At 61.4% G+C, this 16,990-nt stretch carries 13 protein-coding genes and 2 pseudogenes; 2 read left to right on the forward strand and 13 right to left on the reverse strand.

Translation table 11 applies throughout. From position 1 onward, the window contains the following. Window positions 1-237 precede the first annotated feature (237 nt). Window positions 238-1,170 (forward strand): hypothetical protein, encoded by a 933-nt coding sequence (locus JN403_RS20740; RefSeq protein WP_205484082.1) that lies wholly within the window; start codon window positions 238-240, stop codon window positions 1,168-1,170. Window positions 1,171-2,104: 934 nt separating this feature from the next. Here the strand turns inward: JN403_RS20740 and dctM are convergent. The 8 genes from dctM to JN403_RS20780 form a co-directional block, all read right to left on the reverse strand. After that, a complete protein-coding gene (dctM, locus tag JN403_RS20745) occupies window positions 2,105-3,388 on the reverse strand; it encodes a C4-dicarboxylate TRAP transporter large permease protein DctM (RefSeq protein ID WP_205484083.1) in 1,284 nt (427 codons plus the stop codon). Then, the gene (locus JN403_RS20750; RefSeq protein WP_122537936.1) at window positions 3,388-4,020 is read right to left on the reverse strand and encodes a TRAP transporter small permease; all 633 of its coding nucleotides are present in this window, start codon (window positions 4,018-4,020) and stop codon (window positions 3,388-3,390) included. Before JN403_RS20750 ends, dctM begins: the two co-directional genes overlap by 1 nt. 120 nt (window positions 4,021-4,140) lie before the next feature. Next, complete coding sequence (locus JN403_RS20755) at window positions 4,141-5,139, reverse strand: TRAP transporter substrate-binding protein (protein ID WP_122537934.1); 999 nt, start codon at window positions 5,137-5,139, stop codon at window positions 4,141-4,143. A gap of 175 nt (window positions 5,140-5,314) precedes the next feature. After that, entirely contained in the window at window positions 5,315-6,139 is an 825-nt protein-coding gene (locus JN403_RS20760) for a CoA ester lyase (RefSeq protein WP_205484084.1), read from the reverse strand. A gap of 166 nt (window positions 6,140-6,305) precedes the next feature. Next, window positions 6,306-7,505 carry a CaiB/BaiF CoA-transferase family protein gene (locus tag JN403_RS20765; protein ID WP_205484085.1) on the reverse strand — a complete coding sequence of 400 codons (1,200 nt, stop codon included), beginning with the start codon at window positions 7,503-7,505 and terminating at the stop codon, window positions 6,306-6,308. A gap of 129 nt (window positions 7,506-7,634) precedes the next feature. Further along, a complete protein-coding gene (locus tag JN403_RS20770) occupies window positions 7,635-8,984 on the reverse strand; it encodes an MmgE/PrpD family protein (RefSeq protein WP_205484086.1) in 1,350 nt (449 codons plus the stop codon). Window positions 8,985-8,994: 10 nt separating this feature from the next. Continuing rightward, window positions 8,995-10,158, reverse strand: a complete 1,164-nt coding sequence (locus tag JN403_RS20775; RefSeq protein ID WP_205484087.1) for an acyl-CoA dehydrogenase family protein — start codon at window positions 10,156-10,158, stop codon at window positions 8,995-8,997. A gap of 63 nt (window positions 10,159-10,221) precedes the next feature. Beyond that, window positions 10,222-11,061 (reverse strand): MaoC family dehydratase N-terminal domain-containing protein, encoded by an 840-nt coding sequence (locus JN403_RS20780; protein ID WP_205484088.1) that lies wholly within the window; start codon window positions 11,059-11,061, stop codon window positions 10,222-10,224. 129 nt (window positions 11,062-11,190) lie between these two features. Here JN403_RS20780 and JN403_RS20785 point away from each other — a divergent pair. After that, window positions 11,191-12,110, forward strand: a pseudogene (locus JN403_RS20785) (LysR family transcriptional regulator). Here JN403_RS20785 and JN403_RS20790 read toward each other — a convergent pair. The 5 genes and pseudogenes from JN403_RS20790 to deoC form a co-directional block, all read right to left on the reverse strand. Next, complete coding sequence (locus JN403_RS20790; RefSeq protein ID WP_240356702.1) at window positions 12,111-12,491, reverse strand: cupin domain-containing protein; 381 nt, start codon at window positions 12,489-12,491, stop codon at window positions 12,111-12,113. It abuts the pseudogene before it with no gap. 260 nt (window positions 12,492-12,751) lie between these two features. Beyond that, a pseudogene (locus JN403_RS25945) lies at window positions 12,752-13,715 on the reverse strand (transposase). A gap of 476 nt (window positions 13,716-14,191) precedes the next feature. After that, window positions 14,192-15,028, reverse strand: a complete 837-nt coding sequence (locus JN403_RS20800) for an AraC family transcriptional regulator (protein WP_205484089.1) — start codon at window positions 15,026-15,028, stop codon at window positions 14,192-14,194. 67 nt (window positions 15,029-15,095) lie between these two features. Beyond that, entirely contained in the window at window positions 15,096-16,049 is a 954-nt protein-coding gene (locus JN403_RS20805; RefSeq protein WP_240356707.1) for an alpha/beta hydrolase, read from the reverse strand. Between the two features lie 163 nt (window positions 16,050-16,212). Beyond that, entirely contained in the window at window positions 16,213-16,893 is a 681-nt protein-coding gene (deoC, locus tag JN403_RS20810) for a deoxyribose-phosphate aldolase (RefSeq protein ID WP_205484090.1), read from the reverse strand. Between the last annotated feature and the right edge of the window lie 97 nt (window positions 16,894-16,990).

Consider the following 16,990-nt stretch of genomic DNA (forward strand, 5'->3'; position numbering starts at 1 on the left):
GCAAATGGCCTGAATCCGCCGCAGAAGATTGTCGCAAACCTCTGACAGTCATGGAAATACCCTCACCGGGCAGAACGCCTCCGCCCGCTCTAGTGACTCATGCATTTTGCACGACAACATTTGCGATCAAATTCTTTATGTCATTGATTTTGTTACGTTTTTATCTGGGTAAGCGATTGGCACAGGCAGTGCACCGTAATGGGGAGAAGCACAACATCATTCGCACGGAGCAGCACAATGAACGTCTCACCTGATTCTTATCCTGCCGCTGTAGAAGAATCCTCCTCGGTCTCGGGCGTGTCCTGGGGTGCCATCTTTGCTGGCGCTGCCGGCGCCGCTGCCTTATCGCTGATCCTGATTTTGCTGGGCTCGGGCCTTGGTTTTTCGGCGATGTCGCCCTGGGCCAACGAAGGCGCCAGCGCGAAGACAATCGGTATCTCGACGGTCGTCTGGCTCGCGCTGACGCAAATCGTGGCATCCGGTCTCGGCGGTTATCTCGCAGGCCGACTGCGCGTCAAATGGGCCAACATGCACGGCGACGAAGTTTATTTCCGTGACACCGCGCACGGCTTCCTGTCCTGGGCTGTCGCGACGCTGGTAGCTGCCGTGCTGGTCGTTGGCTCTGTCAGCGGCGTCGTCGGAAGCGGCGTGAAAGCCGGCGCCACTGCGGTAGCGGGCGTTGCCGGTACTGCCGCCACTGCCGCTGGTTCTGCAGCCGGCAATACCAGCAGTGACCAATACGGTTACTACATCGATTCGCTGTTCCGCGATGACCGCCCTGCTGCTGTTAGCGATGATGCGGCCCACGGTGTTGTGGTGCGTATCTTCACCAAGACAATGGCCAACGATGGTCAACTGGCTTCGGAAGACCGCACCTACCTGGCACAGCTGGTCGCTCAGCGTACCAACTTGAGTCAGGCCGATGCCCAGGCGCGCGTTGATCAGGTTTACGCTCAGGCCAAACAAGCTGTGGCTGACGCCAAGCTGAAAGCCCAGCAAGCTGCCGATGCTGCCGCCAAGGCCGCTGCAACCGCTGCGCTGTGGACTTTCGTTTCGCTGCTGTGCGGTGCGTTCGTGGCAAGCCTTGCCGCTATCTGGGGTGGTCGTCGTCGTGATGCAGTGACGTATGTCGAAACCCGTGCTTATTCCACTACTTCCAGCATTCGCTGATTAAGGAGAGTCATCATGCGTTCACTACTTCTGTGGTTCCTCGGCATCCCAATCCCGATCATTATCTTGATTGCACTGTTTGTGCATTGATTGAGTGATTAAAGATCCGCGCTGTTCTCCCAGAGACAGCGCGGATTTTTTGTCTGGCCCAAAGTTAGTAGAGCATCTGCCTGGGGGCAGATGGTTTCGCCTTCGGCGACTTACTTTTGAAAAGCACCAAAAGTAAGCAAAAGTGCCTGCTCCCGGTTTGGCCCTTCCTTCGTCAGGGTTCCTTCACTCCGGCCTCGCTCCGTGGGCCCGCGCCGAACGGGCATCCATGCCCTGACGGCGCTCTCGCCGCATCCATGCGGCTCGACCCACTCCACGAAACCTGCGTTCAGCCTGCACCCAAGTCGCGATTGGCGGTGTCTGGACTTTCTGCGTACGAAGATCAAAAGCAAAAGCTTCCCGGCTGAAGCCGGTCCTACAGTCGGAGTCAATCCCACTGACTGCACCCGTTGCTTTAGTGGGACCGGCTTTAGCCGGGAAGAGGCAAGCCCAGCCGCCAACAATTTTGTTGATAGCACCTCCTACCTGTGCTCTGTCCTTGATCTGCTCTTGATCTGCTTTTGATCTTCATACACAAGAGGCTCAAACACCGCCAATCGCGACTTTGGTGCAGGCCGAACGCAGACGACGCGGAGTGGGCCGAGCCGCATGGATGCGGCGAGAGCGCCGTCAGGACATGGATGTCCGTTCGGCGCGGGCCCACGTAGCGTCGTCGGAGTGAGGGAACCCGACGAAGTCGGGCCAAACCGAGAGCAAGCACCCTTGGTTACTTGGGGTGCTTTTCCAAGTAACTCGCCGAAGGCGAAATGTCTGCCCTTAGGCAGACCGCCGTAGCTCTTGATCTTGATCTTGATCTTGATGTGGCTCTAAGAACGAGCCCCATCTCTTATGGCATCCCCAACCAGTTCGGCAGCGCCAGCGAAATGTATGGCACGTAAGTCACCAGCAACAGGAACACCAGCAGGATCGACAACCACGGCAGCGCCGCACGAATAGTCTCGCCCAACGTCAGACCTGTCACCGCAGACGTCACGAACAGGTTCAGCCCCACCGGAGGGTGGACCAACCCGATCTCCATATTGACCACCATGACGATACCCAGGTGAATCGGATCGATACCAAGTTTCATCGCGATCGGGAAAAAGATCGGCGCCAAAATCAGGATGATTGCCGACGGCTCCATGAAGCTGCCCGCGACCAACAGCACGATGTTCACCATGATCAGGAAGCCGATCGGAGTCAGCCCTTCGGAGATGACCCACGCGGTAATCTGCTGCGGGATCTGCTCCGTGGTCAGGACGTGGGCGAACAGCATGGCGTTGGCGATGATGAACATCAGCATGATCGACAGGCGCCCTGATTCCAGCAGCACCTTCGGGCAGTCCTTGAAGCTCATGTCCTTGTAGACGAACAGCGCGATGAACGCCGAGTAGACCGCCGCCACCGCCGCTGCTTCCGTCGGGGTGAACATCCCGCTGTAGATCCCGCCGAGGATAATCACCAGCAGCATCAAGCCCCAGAACGCCCGTTGCGCCGTGTGCAGCCACTGGCGAAAGGTCACCCGAGGCTGGGCCGGGAGCTTTTTGACCCGCGCGACGATGTAGATCACCACCATCAGGATCACGCCGAGCAGAATCCCGGGGACCACACCGGCAATGAACAGCTTGCCGACCGAGGTTTCTGTTGCGGCGGCGTACACCACCATCACGATGGAAGGCGGTATCAGAATGCCCAGCGTGCCGGCGTTGCAGATGATGCCCGCGCCGAATGCCTTCGGGTAACCGGAACGCACCATGCCGGCGACGGCGATGGGACCCACGGCTGCAACGGTGGCGGGCGATGAGCCGGACAGCGCCGCGAACAGCATGCACGCCAGCACCGCCGCAATCGCCAGGCCGCCGCGAATGTGGCCGACGCAGGCGTTGGCGAAGTCGATCAGTCGCTGTGCCACCCCGCCGGTGGTCATGAAGGCGCCGGACAAGAGAAAGAACGGAATCGCCAGAAAGGTGTAGCTGTCGGAGGTTTCGAACAGTTTGATCGCCAGCGAACTCAACGAGTCAGGGCTGAACAGCAGGATCGAAACGGCGCCGGACAAGCCCAGGGAAATGGCGATGGGCACGCCTAGGAACATGAAAACGAAGAGCAGCAGGAACAGGCAGATAACAGTCATCAGTGCTGCTCCTCGGCAGGGTTGGCGAGTTTGCTCGCTTCAGCCGCTTCGTCGGCCAGACCCAACCCGGTCTGGCGGTGCGTCCAAATGCGGTAGAGGATTTCCAGGTACCGGGCGATCACCAGAGCAAAGCCGATCGGCACAATGACGGCGATGTACGCGACCTTGATGCCGTAACGATCCAGGTCTTCGGCACCGATGCCGGCGATGAACAGCGCCGACACCCACTTGTAACTGGCGACGAGGAACAGACCGGCGTAGGCCAGGCAGCAGGCGCAGGCCAGCATCGCCAGAATGCGCTGGACCGGCTTGCTGGTTTTCTTGACCAGCGCGTCGACGCCCAGGTGGCCCGCCGTGCGCACGCCGTAGGAAATCCCAAAGAAGATCAGCCAGCCAAACAGCGCTTTGGTCAGCGCCACGCTCCAGGTCATGCCTTGGGCGTAGCCCATCAGGTGGTCGCCAATGGCGGCGAAGAAGTCGCTGCTCACCGCCCACTGATCGCTGAGGGAATAAAACAGGGTGTAGATGTTGTTCAACGCCACGTAGACGAAAGTCACGAGGGTCATGGCAGCCAGCAGAAAGGCAATGATGCCCTCCTCCAGATGCTCCCAGAGTCGCGTCAGCGGGTGCATAAGCATTCTCCGAACGAAGCCGAACCTAGCCGGGTGTAGAGACGGCCGTGAAGGGGGACCACCCACGACATGGGTGGCCGCCGGGCCGTCACGGTCTGTAGCGAGAAGGGACTGAAGGGCTCAAGGCGCCTTGTTCGAATCGTCGGCGGCCTTGATCAGGTCGGCACCGATTTCCTCGGAGAACTTGTCCCAGACCGGCTTCATGACTTCACGCCATTTCGCGCGCTGCTCAGGGGTGAGCGTCACGATTTCACTGGTTTTGGAATCGATGATTTTCTGCTTGGCCGTCTGGTTCAGCGCTTCGGCCTGCTTGTTCACTTCGACGGTGACCTGATCCATGATCTTCTGCAGTTCGTCACGCACGTCCGCCGGCAGGCCGTTCCAGAACTTGGAGTTGGTGATGACCATGTAATCGATCAGGCCATGGTTGGACTCGGTGAAGAACGGCTGCACCTCGTTGACCTTCTGGCTTTCGTAGTTCGACCAGGTGTTTTCGGTGCCGTTGACGGTGCCGGTCTGCAGGCCTTGATAGACCTCGGCGAAGCTCATCTTGCGTGGGTTGGCGCGCAGGGCGACGAATTGAGCTTCCAGCACACTGGACGCCTGCACGCGGAATTTCAGGCCACGGGCATCCTTTGGCTCAACCAGCTTTTTGTTGGCGGACAATTGCTTGAGGCCGTTGTGCCAATACGCCAGACCGTGAATGCCCTTGTCGTCCATCGCGGTCAGCAACGCCTTGCCCTGCGGCCCCTGCTGGAAGCGGTCGACGGCAGCAAGATCGTTGAACAGGAACGGCAGGTCGAATATCTGCACTTTCTTGGTGTACTGCTCGAATTTCGCCAGGGACGGCGCGAGCATCTGCACGTCGCCGAGCAGCAGGGCTTCCATTTCCTTGCCATCGCCGAACAGCGAGGAGTTCGGGTAGACCTCGACTTTGACCTTGTCTTTCAAGGCCGGATCGGCGGCGACCATTTTCTGGAACAGCAACGCACCCTGCCCCTTCGGCGTGTTTTCCGCCACCACGTGGGCGAACTTGATCGTGATCGGGTCAGCGGCCTGTGCAAGGCTGGCCACAGACACCGCGGCCGCGCAGAAAAGCGCTTTGGTCAGCTTCAACATCGATATCACCTTTTTATTCTTGTAGGAGCTTATGTTTGAAGGAGCAGGTGGAGTGCATGAGCATAGTGCAACCCCACGATGACGATGCCCCGGTGTTTAGAGAATCAGCATTTGTGTAAGCCGGCGTTCGGGCTAGCTGAACGCCCTGATGCGTTAAACCTCGAGTCAACGCGGTTCACCCCGTCGCCAACGCCAGCAACCGTTGAGCCCTGAGCAGCACCGGCGCGTCGACCATCTGCCCTTCCAGCTGAAACGCACCTGCCCCCTTGGCCGCTGCGCTGGCATTGATCACCTTTTGCGCCCAGTTCAGGTCATCGGTGCTGGGGGCCAAGGCGGCATGAATCACCGGCACCTGCGCCGGATGAATGCACAGCGCGCCGCCGTAACCCATGTCGTAGGCGTGGCGAATGGCGCGATGCAGGCCTTGTGGGTCGCCGATGGCCGGGTGAACGCCGTCCAGCGGTGGCAACAGGTCGGCGCCCCTCGAATGCAATTGCACGGACATCCGCGCCTGATCGAGGAACGTCTGCGCGGCGTGGGTGCCGCTGTTGAGGTTCAGGTCCAGCGCCAGGTCGAGCCCGCCAAACGACAAACGCTCAACTCCCGGAGAACGGGCGATCTGCTCCAGGGCCAGCAGGCCTTTGGCGCTCTCGATGATCGGCAGGACCGGCTTGCCTGTCTGCCAGACAGCCGCGACGTGAGCAGCGCTTTCGACCTTCGGCAGCAGCACGCCGGCGACGCCCGCGTATTGCTCGCAAAACGCCAGATCGTCCGCATGCTCAGCATGGGTCGGCGCATTGACCCGCACCCACACTGAAGCTTGTGTGTTATCGCTTAAAAAGGCCGCAAGATTGTCCCGCGCCTGGCGCTTGAGGGGCTCTTCAACGGCGTCTTCGAAATCGACGATCACCGCGTCAGCGCCCGCCGCCAGCGCCTTGGCAAAACGATCGGGGCGACTGCCAGGGACGAACAGTGCGGAGCGGATGATGGTTTGTGGCATGGTTGAAGCTCCTGAAAAAAGGTGTCATCCCGACGCTGTGGGCGCTTGCTCGCAATGACTGCCCTCCATCCGCAGAAGATGTGGCGGATGTTGCGGCCATTTCGCGGCAAAGCGCGCGCCTACTGTTGCAAGCGCGGACGATAGGCCCGCGCGGCAATGTAGAGGCTCAGACCACTCCGCCCGCTGCCATCCGCGCCTGGTCTTCAGTCGAAAACCCCAGCTCGCCAAGAATGCTGCCGGTGTGTTGGCCCAATCCCGGCACGCCATCCATGCGCGGTGTGAACGCGGTGTTGTGGCCTGGCGGCAGCAGCGACGGCAGCGGGCCGGACGGGCTGTCGACTTCGCGCCATCGATCACGCGCCTTGAGCTGCGGATGGTCCCAGACGCCTTGCATGTCGTTGACCCGGGCGTTGGCGATCTGGGCGTCTTCCAGACGGGCAACCACCTCATCGACGCTCAAGGACGCGAAGCCATCGACGATGATCTGCCGCAGCGCCTCGCGGTTCTCCGAGCGCTTGAAGTTCGCCGAAAAGCGCTCGTCTGTGGCCAGCTCCGGATCAAGCAGAACCTTCTCGCAGAACAGCGCCCATTCGCGCTCGTTCTGCAGGCCCAGCATGATTGTGCCGCCCCCGCCGGTGGGAAACGGGCCATAGGGGTAGATCGTCGAGTGGGACGCACCGGCCCGTGGCGGTGGCGGCGCGCCGTGGTAGGCGTAGTACATCGGGTAACCCATCCACTCCACCAGGCTTTCCAGCATGCTGACGTCGATGCGGCTGCCCACCCCGGTCTTGTCCCGCAGCATCAGCGCCGACAGTATGCCGGTGTAGGCATACATGCCGGCAGCGATGTCGGCGATGGAGCAACCGGCCTTGGCCATCTCGTTGTCGCCGGGGCCACCGGTGACCGACAAAAAGCCGCCCTCGCTCTGGATCAACAGGTCGTAGGCCTTCTTCTTCTCGTAGGGCCCGCCTTCGCCGTAGCCGGAAATGTCGCAGACGATCAGGCGCGGGAAGCGTTCGTGCAGGGCTTCGAACGACAAGCCCATACGTGCAGCGGCGCCCGGCGCCAGGTTCTGCACCAACACGTCGGCCTTGGCGAGCAGCGACTCCAGAATGTCCCCGGCCTGGGCCTGCTTGAGGTCCAGGGTCAGGCTTTCCTTGGAGCGGTTGGTCCAGACGAAATGCGAGGCCAGTCCGTCGACGCGCTGGTCGTAGCCACGGGCGAAATCGCCGACGCCGGGCCGCTCGATCTTGATGACCCGGGCGCCGAGATCCGCCAGTTGCCGGGTGCAGAACGGCGCCGCGATGGCGTGCTCAAGGCTGACGACGGTGATGCCGTCCAGAGGACGCGGGTTTTGTTGAGTCATGTTCGTAAACCTCTTCAAATCCCCTGTAGGAGTGAGCTTGCTCGCGCTAGCATTTTGTCAGTCAGGGCTGATGGCGCTGACACACTGCAATCGCGAGCAAGTTCACTCCTACAAGGGTTGGCGTTCGCCCTAGATCAAAGTGACCAAATCCTGCGCATCGCGTAGCTGCCAGACCCGCTGAATCAACGCCGTGCCCTGCTCCACCGTGCGTGCGCCGGAGAACGCCAGGAGGCGCTGAACCTTGTCCTCCAGCTCAGGACGCGACAGGGTGTTGCCCGGGTCGCCCTTCGGCTCATCGATGCCGGCGCTAAGGGTGCGGCCATCGGTGGTGGTCACGATCACCCGACCCAGCCAGCGCGCTGGATAAGCGCCGTCAACCTCCGGGTCCAGCTCCATCGTGACTTTTTCGCGGAAGGCGGCGACGTCGGCATCGGTCAGGGCCAGGTCGCGGAATTCGATCAATTGCGCGCTGCCGTGAACCGCAATCAGCCCGAGCACCGCGCCCATGGAAAACTTTGCCTGGTGCACGGTCTGCGGCACATCGACCCGGCCGAGCACATCGATGGCCCCTTGATGAACCCGGGTCACGACCTTGGCGATCTCCCCATGGCGCAGGCCTTCGCGCTGCATCAAGTGCAGCAAGGCATCGGCCGCCGGATGGGTGTGGCGGCATGAGGCGTGAAACTTGAACGAGGTCTCGACCAGCGCCCAGCGGCTGCCGAGGCGATCGGACAGTTTCGCAGGATCGCTGTCGCTGGACATCCCCGCCGCCATGCCCTGATCGCCTTCGAGAATATTGCGTGCGCCAGTCAGGCCCTCTCCGGTGAGGTACGCCGCCAGCAGGCCATCGGCGGCGGCCTTGGCGGTGTGCAGCTGCTTGGAATCGGCCGCGTCACGCAAAAACTCCCACAGCCCGGCGGCCTGGGTGCCCGCCGTGCCCAGCAGGTTGATGAACTGCTCTTTGTCGAAATTCAGCAGCTTGCCGACGCCCACCGCCGCAGCAAGGGTGCCGACTGTCGCGGTGGTGTGGAAGATGCGGTAGTGGGAGCGGCCCATGAATTCGCCGATGCGGATACCGGCTTCATAACCGGCAACCGACGCCAGCAGCAAATCCTGGCCGGTTTTGCCGAGGTCCTGGGCCGCCGCCAGCACGGCCGAAAACACCACGGTCGCCGGGTGCAGCACCGAGCTGTTGTGCAGATCGTCCTGCTCGACCAGGTGCGAAGACGCGCCGTTGACCAGCGCGGCGAAGTACGCCGACGTGCCGCGACCGCTGACCAGAATCTTCGCCTTGCCCTGCTGCGGGCCCATGCGTTCGGCGTAGCGCTCGAACAACGGAATCGGCCGCGCGCCCTGGCTGGCCAGCGCCGAGCCGATCCAGTCGAGGAACAGGTCTTCGGTGCGGTCCAGCACGACGCCGGGAATCTGCTCGTAGGTCAGCTCGGCGAGGAAACCCGCCAGTGCCTGGGTATGGCTCATGTCGGCGTCCTCAGAAGCTGCGTGGCAGGTCGAGCAGGTGCTCGGCGACGTAGGAAAGAATCAGGTTGGTGGAGATCGGCGCGACCTGATACAGACGGGTCTCGCGGAATTTGCGCTCCACGTCGTACTCGCAGGCAAAGCCAAACCCGCCGTGGGTTTGCAGGCAGGCATTGGCCGCTTCCCAGGATGCTTTCGCTGCGAGGTACTTGGCCATATTGGCGCTGGCACCGGCGTTCTTGCCGCTGTCGTATTCCTCGCAGGCACGCCAGCGCATCAGGTCCGCCGCTTCGATTTCGATGTGCGCTTCGGCAATGGGGAACTGCACGCCCTGGTTCTGCCCGATCGGGCGGCCAAACACCACGCGATCACGGGCGTAGGCGGCGGACTTTTCAATAAACCAGCGGCCGTCGCCGATGCACTCGGCGGCGATCAACGTACGTTCGGCATTCAGGCCGTCGAGGATGTAGCGGAAGCCTTTGCCTTCCTCGCCGATCAGGCTCTCGGCGGGCAGTTCGAGGTTGTCGAAGAACAGCTCGTTGGTTTCGTGGTTGACCATGTTGGCGATGGGCTGCACGGTCAGGCCGTTGCCGATAGCATCGCGCAGGTCGACAAGGAAGATCGACATGCCTTCGGACTTCTTGGTCACCTCGGCCAGTGGCGTGGTGCGGGCCAGCAGGATCATCAGGTCGGAATGCTGGACGCGAGAGATCCAAACCTTCTGGCCGTTGATCACATACTTGTCGCCCTGCTTCACCGCCGTGGTCTTGATCTTGGTAGTGTCGGTGCCGGTGCTGGGCTCGGTCACGCCCATGGATTGCAGACGCAGTTCGCCGCTGGCGAGCTTGGGCAGGTAGTAGCTTTTCTGGGCGTCGCTGCCGTGACGCAAGAGCGTGAACATGTTGTACATCTGGCCGTGCACGGTGCCGGAATTGCCGCCGCAGGCGTTCACTTCTTCAAGGATCACCGAGGCTTCCGCCAGGCCCAGCCCGGAGCCACCGTATTCTTCCGGGATCATCGCCGAGAGCCAGCCTTCATCGGTCAGCGCCTTGACGAAGGTTTCCGGAAAGCCCTTCTCTTCGTCGATCTTGCGCCAGTATTCAGCCGGAAACTGGGCACACAGCGCGCGCACGCCGTCACGGATGGCATTGAGGTCTTCGTTTTCGTAGGGATTCATGGTGTCCACTCGCATCGACCGGCGGCCATGGGATCGGCGCGCCGGGCTGTAAAGAAGAAAGATTCAGTCAAAAACGACTTCGGCACTCTGGGCGACGCCGGCGTCATTACCGGCCCACAGCTGCGCCTTGCCCGGCTCGACGATTCGGCCGCCGACGCGGAACGCCGCAGGCACGTTCAACGGGCGCACGCCGCGATAGGCGAAATGCCGCACACGCTTGTCGGGATGGGCGCGAATGAAGGCGCGCAGGTTGAACGTGGCGATCATCGGCCCGTGCACCACTAAGCCGGAATAGCCCTCGGTGTCAGTGACGTAGGGGTAGTCGTAGTGAATGCGGTGGCCGTTGAAGGTTACCGCCGAGTAGCGAAACAGCAGCGTCGGCGTCGGTTCGATGACCTCGCTCCACTCGCCCTGCTCCGGCGCGTCGCCACTGTTGAGTTTCGGCGGATTGGGTTCGCGGTAAACGATGTCCTGCTCTTCACGCACGCACAATTCGCCATGTTGCGAGTAATCGTGGCGCACCGTTACGAACAGCAGCGAGCCGGTGCGGCCGTGTTTTTCTTCGATGTGCAGAATGGTCGACAGGCGATGGGCGTCAGCGCCGACTTTCAGCGGCTGGATGAACTCGACTCGGCCACCGGCCCACATGCGATTGCGATTGTCCGCCGGCGGCAGAAAGCCACCACGGGCCGGATGGCCGTCACCGCCGAGTTGCGCCTCGAACACCGGCTCCTGGAAAAAACACCACTGCCACAGCGGCGGTAGCGGGTCGCCGACAGCGGGCGTGGGCTCGCCAAAGGTCGCCGCGATGCGCTTGATCAGGTTCACGCTCAGGTGATCCTGGGCTTCTTCGGTGCGGCCAATCCAGGCCGTAAAATCCACGGGTGACGCTGCAGCGCTCATGGGCGTAAACCCTCTGGGTTTGTTGTTATGGCCCGATCATGGAAGTGCGCCGGCATTCTGTGAATTTGCATTTGCGTATAGCGGCGTTCGGGTATGCTGAACGCCTCCTGCAGCGTCCGGACACCCACCATGCATTTCGACCTGGCTGACTTGCGTCTCTTCATTCATATCGGTGAATCACCGAGCCTGACCCAGGGGGCGCGCCGGGCCTTTCTCTCCCCTGCCGCCGCCAGCGCGCGGATCAAGGCGCTGGAAGGCCAACTCGGCACGCGCCTGCTGTACCGCGACAGCCGCGGGGTCGAGCTGACCCCTGCCGGTCAGCGCTTGCTCAAACACGCGCGGCTGATCATGAGCCAGGTGGATTACCTGAAAAGTGAGTTCACCCGCTACGGCACCGATTCGGCCGGGCACATTCGCATCTTCGCCAACACCACTGCCGTTACCGAGTTTCTGCCGGAAGTGCTGGCAGGGTTTCTGGCGAAACGGCCAGGCGTCACTGTGGATCTGCAAGAGCGCCTGTCCCGGGACATCGTGCGCGGCGTGCTCGACGGCAGCACCGACATGGGCATCATCGCCGGCCCGGTGGAAGCGGCGGGTTTGCAGGTCATCCACTTCAGCACCGACCGCCTGGTGCTGATCGTGCCCGTGGGCCATGAGCTGGCGACCGAGAAAAAGTCACGTTCAAGCAGACCCTGGCGTTCCAGCACATCGGCCTGCACGAAGGCAGCACGCTGCTGAGTTTTCTGCGCGATCACGTCGAGCGGCTGGGGCAGAGCCTGTCGCTGCGGATTCAGGTGTCGAGCTTCGAAGCCATCTGCCGGATGGTCGAAGCCGGGGTAGGCATCGGGGTGATCCCGGAGTCGGCGGCGTTGCGGCACAGCCGGACGATGGAGTTGGTGACCATCGAGCTCGACGAGCCGTGGGCGGTGCGCGAACGAAGCATCCTGGTCCGCGAACTGGACGCCCTGCCGGGGGTGGTCAGGGCGTTGATTGCGGTGTTGTTGCCTGCGCCCGAAGCTGAAACCGAGCCCGCGCCGCCCGAGGCGTAGTCAGATCCAGACGTCGTTCTGCGCGGTGCGCTCGTTGGTGTCGCTGCCAGTGTTGATGACGCCGCTGGGCTCGATCAGCATCAGCTTCACCTCCTTCTCGGCGTAGGGTTTGTGCTCGACGCCCTTGGGGACTACGTACAGCTCGCCCGCATTGAGTTCGACGAACCCTTCGCGGAAATCGATGCGCAAACGGCCTTCGAGCACGATGAAGGTTTCGTCGGTGTCAGCGTGGCTGTGCCAGAGAAACTCCCCTTCCAGCCGTGCCAGCTTGAACTGGTACTCGTTCATCTGCGCAATGACTTTGGGCTGCCACTGCTCGGTGAACAGGCTGTATTTCTGGGCGAAGTTAACGGGGGTGTGATGAGTGTTGGACGTAGACACGAGGGCGGCTCCGAAGGGTTGATGTGGCGCCAATCTAGAACCTGGGGGTGGGTGGGGTCTTGTACGTTATTGCACGATGGGTGCATCCGTCCTGCAGCAGTGAACAGTCGCGGCCGCATGGATCTGTAGATATCGTCTTGATATCTCGACTGCAACCCCAGCAGCGCGTTAGCGCTGCTGCTTCTAGTCAGGCACGAAGGTACCTCCGCAGCTCACCCGGCAACGACCCCTTGGCCATCCAAGTCCTAGTCGATCAGCCTTCAAGCGGCCAAAGCAATTCCAGGGTCGAATGGCTTGTTGCTCTTAAGCACGCCATAGACCAGGTGCAACATCTTGCGCATCACTGCACAGATAACTTGCTTGGGAGCCTTTCCGTTCGCCTTCAATCTCTTGGCGAATTCTCTCAGCACCTCATTGTGTTGAATTCCTACGATCGCGGGCATGTAAAGACCGCCCCTGAGCCGCGACGACCCGGTTCGGCTTATGCGGGTTGGACCCACGTAGCCTCCAGAGCGGTCCTGTCGGGGCGATAATCCAGCGAAGGCAGAGAGCTTTTTCGGTCCCTCGTAATCCAGAGGGTCTCCCAGTTCCGCGAGGATCAGCGCGGCAGTTTTCTCGCCTAGACCATTGATGGAGGTCATCAACTCGCTCTTGCCGCGCAGGTCAGGATCATCGTCGATGTGCTGCTTGATCGCTTTTTCGGTTTCGGTGATTTCTTCCGAGACATGAGCAATCACCGATTCGATCGACGTTCGGGCTGGCAACTTCCAGGCGGTTTTTCTCCATCTGACGGATCTCGTTGAGATCTTCCAGACGGCGGACCAACGCCCTCAGGCGGCGCCGCGACTGTGGCTCAGGCACCCAAAGCCTTAGCTTGCGATGCTTCTGCATGGCGAAATCGGAGATGAGTTTGGCATCAGTCTTGTCAGTCTTGTTGCGTGACAACTCCGACTTGGCATGAGCGGCGGTGGTGGCAGGGTTCGCGATATGAAGCCGATATCCCTTTTGGAAAAGGAAATCTGCCAGCGCTTCGTGGTAGTTACCCGTGGCCTCAATGACAATCAGCGCATCGGCGGTGGCATGCTTCTGGAGCCAGGACTCGAACTCGGCAAATCCCTTGGCATCATTGCTCAACTTGCCCTTGGTGCGGTGTTTGCCATTTTCCAACGGCGTCGCAACATCAAAAGTATTCTTGGCCATGTCAACGCCAACGAATGCAGACATGCTGTTCTCCTTTTCAACTGAAGATCAATCATCGCGTCACTCGGCTTCGACCTTGTAAATGCGAGCTCACAGCGTGGCCCTAGATATCGTACGAGCTCAATGAGTGAGGTTGGAAAGGCGGAGAATGGATCTACTTCGCAGGCTATAACGCCACTAGGAGCCGGTCGTCTTCACGCCTTTCCCTCGATGATCAGTCGAGAACTTTACCTTCTGAGAAGACAAAGTCGAGATACAAGGAGCCGGCTTGCTGGCGAACCCGGTTTGATTTTCGTTGCTGCAGCGCCTGACACAACGCCTTCGCCAGCAGGCCGGCTCCTACAGTGCAATGGCGTACATTCAGTGGGACCGGCTTCAGCCGGGAAGAGGCCTGTGTGTACGCCATCCATTTTGCGGTGTGACGCCTGCAGCATTCCCGGATAAAGCCAGTCCCACTAAGACACCGGTCCCACTGGGTAATCGCGGTGTGCAGTGAGTGCTTAGCGAACCGCCAACATCTTCAACCACCGCCCCGGCGGGTAGCCGAAGGTCTTCACGAAATGCCGCGTCATGTGGCTCTGGTCCGAAAATCCGGCCATCACCGACGCGTCGCTGAGCGAGACGCCCAGCGCTATCGAATGACGCACCAGGTCAAGCCGGCGCAGGGTCAGGTCGCGGTAAGGCGTGGTGCCGAACAGCACGCGAAAATCCCGCGACAGGCGCCAGCGATCGGTGTCGCTGGCCTGTTCCAGATCGGTGAGGCTGACGCCCTGCTCCAGACTGGCCATGAGCATTTCCCGCGCACGTTGCGCGCCGGCGTAGTTGACGCTCTGGCGGCCTTTGCGCACGCCGGCGGCTGCTTGCAGAGCGATGGCGAGGTCGTAGATCGCATCGTCCAGTTCCAGAGGATCCAGCGCGGTGTTCAGGTCTGAAAGCAGCGCCTGCGTCGCCCTGAACAGGCGCGGGTCATTCGACGCCCCGCCCTTGATGAACGGCAGCGGCTTGCCGCCGAGCACCTGCTGAATCATCGCCGGTTGCAGATAGAACATCCGGTAGCGAAAGCCGTCTTCGGTCCCGGCGTGGCCGTCGTGGGCTTCGTCGGGGTGCAATACCATCGTTTGCCCCGGCAGGTTGTTTACCTGTTCCTTGCCGTACTGAAAGCTTTGCACCCCTGACATCGTGTGACCGATGGCGTAGGTGTCGTGGCGGTGCATCTCGAAACCGTGCCCGTGAAAGTACGCCTCGATGCGCTCGATCTGGGGCAATGGCGCGGCACGCAGCACCCAGTCCCGTGCGGAGTGGGTCAGGTGAGTGTCTTCGTCTGCGTGTGTGTCCATCGGCAGGGCTCGCGGCAGTGGACGGCGGGTGCTTTGAGAGGACACCGGCCGCGCTCATGAAAAAGGGCTAACCGGGCTGCTTGAGCAACGCCGCCGATGCGTTGGACGCATGCACCGCCGGTGGCTTCTCGCTGAGCAGGTTCTGGATCGCCTGACTGTAAGCCTGGCGCCCGAGATTCATGCTGTTGTTGTGGTTACCGCCCGGCACCATCAGCAGGTTCTTTGGCTCCTGCGCCGCTTCGAACAGCGCTTCGCTGAATTGCGGCGCGACAAACTGATCCGCCGTGCCATGCACGATCAGCACCGGCATGTGCACGTCGGCGATCTTGTCGATGGAGTCGAATTTCTGCGAGACCAGCCAGCGCACCGGCAACGAGGTGCGTTTGCTGGCGACCGAGGACGCGACGTCGGCGAGGTTGGTGAAGGTCGATTCGATGATCAGGCCTCGCGCCTGAATGGGCTCGTTACCTTTCTGCGCGTCCCGGCCCAGTTCGGCGGCGAGGTCGACCGCCACGGCGCCACCCAGCGAATGCCCGTAGATCAGGCGCTTTTGCGGGTCGGGTTGAATCTGCTTCAAGCGTTCCCACGCGATGCGCGCGTCTTCATAGACCGACGCTTCCGACGGCAACTGGCCCTTGCTCTGGCCGAAGCCGCGGTAATCGATGGCGAGGATGGAAAACCCCAGCGCCCGCAGTTGTTCAATGCGGAACAACTGGCCGGTGAGGTTCCAGCGGGAGCCGTGCAAATAAAGAATGGCGGGAGCGTCCTTCTTCTCCGAAGGCCACCACCAGGCATGAATGTTCTGCCCGAGGCCGAAGGTTGGCCCCTTGAGCTCAAGCTCTTGCACATCGGACGGCAGGCCACGGTACCAGCTCGCCGTGCCGGGCTCGATCATGAAGACCAGCTCACGTTCCTTGTGCTGCAACGCCGCGCATCCGACCGGCAGACCGACGACGATCACCAACATGCACAGCCAGAAGAACCAGCGGGCCTTGAGCCGCGACAGGGAGAATGTTTGCATTGAGAACGGTGTCCGGTGCAGAAGTGAGTGCACCGGCAGTTTGCCATTCATTGGCGGGGCGGGTCCTGCTCTTTTCGGCGAACGGCCTTCTGTCGAAAGGCCGCCGCCTGATCGGGCACGGCGTCACGCCGTAGGCTGCACCAAACCCTGCCCTCCCGCAGACTCAGTAACCCGAGCCCGACGCCGCCGCACCACTGACGATGGAGATCCCGGAGCTGGTGCCCAGTCGCGTTGCGCCCGCTTCGATCATCGCCACCGCGGTGGCGTAATCGCGCACGCCACCGGACGCTTTCACGCCTACGCCCTGCCCCACGACCTTACGCATCAAGGCCACGTCTTCCACGGTTGCGCCGCTGCGGCTGAAGCCGGTGGAGGTTTTGACGAAGGCGACGTTGAGGTCACGGCAGATCTCGGCGGCGCGGGTTTTCTGCGCGTCGTCCAACAGGCAGGTTTCGAAGATGACCTTCAGCGGCACTGCACCACAGGCGTCTTTGACGGCAGCGATATCGTCGCGTACTTCGTCGAACAGGCCGTCTTTCAGCCAGCCAATGTTCAGCACCATGTCGATCTCTCCCGCGCCGGCGGCGATGGCCTGCTTCGCTTCGAAAGCCTTGGTGTCGCTCAGCCCGGCGCCCAGCGGAAAGCCGACTACAGCGCAGACCTTGACGGCCGCACCTTCCAGCAACGAAGAGGCATAGGGCACCTGGCCAGAGTTCACGCACACCGAATAGAATCCGTGCGCCTGCGCCTCGCGGCACAGGGTTGCGATCTGCTCGCGGCTGGCGTCGGCGGCCAGCAAGGTGTGGTCGATGTACTGGGCGAGTGCTGCGGGTTCGATCTTCATGGCCAATCGTTTCCTGATAGTGAGGCGGTAACCGTCGACACGCTTTAAGCTTCATGCCTGAGCGCATCATTTTATGTTGTAAATATAACAATGAATG

This window comes from Pseudomonas sp. 15A4 (assembly GCF_016925575.1).
Lineage (GTDB): Bacteria > Pseudomonadota > Gammaproteobacteria > Pseudomonadales > Pseudomonadaceae > Aquipseudomonas.

Excerpts from the sequence above, each read along its gene's own strand:
- JN403_RS20740 (WP_205484082.1), top strand. The coding sequence starts at position 238 with ATGAACGTCTCACCTGATTCTTATCCTGCCGCTGTAGAAGAATCCTCC.
- dctM (WP_205484083.1), bottom strand. The coding sequence starts at position 3,388 with ATGACTGTTATCTGCCTGTTCCTGCTGCTCTTCGTTTTCATGTTCCTA.
- JN403_RS20750 (WP_122537936.1), bottom strand. The coding sequence starts at position 4,020 with ATGCACCCGCTGACGCGACTCTGGGAGCATCTGGAGGAGGGCATCATT.
- JN403_RS20775 (WP_205484087.1), bottom strand. The coding sequence starts at position 10,158 with ATGAATCCCTACGAAAACGAAGACCTCAATGCCATCCGTGACGGCGTG.
- JN403_RS20780 (WP_205484088.1), bottom strand. The coding sequence starts at position 11,061 with ATGAGCGCTGCAGCGTCACCCGTGGATTTTACGGCCTGGATTGGCCGC.
- JN403_RS20805 (WP_240356707.1), bottom strand. The coding sequence starts at position 16,049 with ATGCAAACATTCTCCCTGTCGCGGCTCAAGGCCCGCTGGTTCTTCTGG.
- JN403_RS20765 (WP_205484085.1), bottom strand. The coding sequence starts at position 7,505 with ATGACTCAACAAAACCCGCGTCCTCTGGACGGCATCACCGTCGTCAGC.
- JN403_RS20770 (WP_205484086.1), bottom strand. The coding sequence starts at position 8,984 with ATGAGCCATACCCAGGCACTGGCGGGTTTCCTCGCCGAGCTGACCTAC.
- JN403_RS20755 (WP_122537934.1), bottom strand. The coding sequence starts at position 5,139 with ATGTTGAAGCTGACCAAAGCGCTTTTCTGCGCGGCCGCGGTGTCTGTG.
- deoC (WP_205484090.1), bottom strand. The coding sequence starts at position 16,893 with ATGAAGATCGAACCCGCAGCACTCGCCCAGTACATCGACCACACCTTG.
- JN403_RS20760 (WP_205484084.1), bottom strand. The coding sequence starts at position 6,139 with ATGCCACAAACCATCATCCGCTCCGCACTGTTCGTCCCTGGCAGTCGC.
- JN403_RS20800 (WP_205484089.1), bottom strand. The coding sequence starts at position 15,028 with ATGGACACACACGCAGACGAAGACACTCACCTGACCCACTCCGCACGG.